This is a genomic window from Candidatus Eisenbacteria bacterium (assembly GCA_035712145.1).
Taxonomy (GTDB): domain Bacteria; phylum Eisenbacteria; class RBG-16-71-46; order RBG-16-71-46; family RBG-16-71-46; genus DASTBI01.
Genome location: DASTBI010000124.1, coordinates 1 through 1,139, shown reverse-complemented (window position 1 = coordinate 1,139; position 1,139 = coordinate 1). Strand labels below are relative to the sequence as shown.

General features: G+C 64.3%; 3 protein-coding genes. 1 reads left to right on the top strand and 2 read right to left on the bottom strand.

The genetic code is table 11. The annotated features are described in order from the left end of the window. The coding region (locus VFQ05_07735; GenBank protein ID HET9326645.1) for an NAD(P)-binding protein at positions 1 to 287 on the bottom strand (287 nt) is incomplete at its 3' end. Between the two features lie 53 nt (positions 288 to 340). Here VFQ05_07735 and VFQ05_07730 point away from each other — a divergent pair. Then, entirely contained in the window at positions 341 to 871 is a 531-nt protein-coding gene (locus tag VFQ05_07730; GenBank protein ID HET9326644.1) for a hypothetical protein, read from the top strand. 1 nt (position 872) lies between these two features. Here the strand turns inward: VFQ05_07730 and VFQ05_07725 are convergent. Next, a partial coding sequence (locus tag VFQ05_07725; protein ID HET9326643.1) for a glutathione binding-like protein occupies positions 873 to 1,139 on the bottom strand: 267 nt, incomplete at its 5' end.

Genomic DNA, 1,139 nt, shown 5'->3' with positions numbered 1-1,139 from the left:
GCGACGTGGTTCAGGTACCGCAGGATCTCGGGCGGTTCGGGATAGCGCTCCGACCAGCGCCATTCCTCGAGAAGCTCCCTGGAGAAGAAATAGCAGTAGGAGTGGCTCTCCGAGTCGCATCGCGCGCCCGGATAGCGGTTCCAGTACCAGGTGCCGCCGAGATCGGGCGCCGCTTCCAGCACCCTGACCGAGAGACCGAGCCGGTCCCGCAGGCAAAGGAGCTGGTACAGGCCCGAGAAACCGGCGCCAATCACCAGCGCATCCATTTGCGATTCGCGGCTTCTCATCCTAGGTGCGTCTAATGTACATGGCCTGGCACCAGTCTTGCGGGTGCCGAAACATGATGAGCTATCTCGGCTGGGTGGTGTTTTCTTTCGCGACCGCCACGACCGCTATTGCCGCGGACGGGGAGAAGAAGGCCTTTCCCCTGCCCGACAACTCGAAGCTCGAGCTGACCATCCCGCCTGGCTGGAAGGACGAGCTGAAAGAAAAGACTATCGCCCTCTCGCCTCGCGAGGGAGCGCCGTTCCAGGTGGTCGTGGCGCCGGTCGCGCGCCAGCGATCGGGCGCGGGCGCCGACACGACGATCAAGATGCGCCATAGCGTCCAGCAGGCTGCAGACAAGATAAAGCCGAGCGCGGTGGAGGAGTACTTGACGGTGGAACAATTGGCGGGCGCTCCCGGGCCGGGCTACTACTTCTCGGCGACCGATCGCGACCCCAAACCCGGCGAGTTCAAGCAGCTCACGCAGGGCATGCTGCTCGTCGGCGACGTGGTCGTTGCCTTCAGCATTCTCACCAACGACGGGCAGGAGCAGACGAAGGACGAGGCGCTCGCCATGCTGAAGAGCGCCTCGGACCTTGGGCGCTGAGCTAGGCGGCCCGATAGTTGCCCGGGAACATGGCGCGCTTTGCTTCGTCGTCCATCTCGGTCTTGAACGCGTAGCGGTCCTTGATGGCCACTGCCTTCTGCGCTGCCGGGCGGGCGGTGATCTCGTCGACCAGGCGCTTCACGTGCGCGAACTTCGCCGCCTGGTCGCCCAGGATATTGGGAATGAGCCGCGCCCAGCCCCAAAGCGCCATGTCGACGACGGTGTAGGTGTCGCCGACCATGTATTTGTTCTTCGCCAGGCGCGCGTC

Bases quoted from the DNA above. Each gene is read 5' to 3' on its own strand.
- VFQ05_07730 (HET9326644.1), top strand. From the start codon at position 341: ATGATGAGCTATCTCGGCTGGGTGGTGTTTTCTTTCGCGACCGCCACG.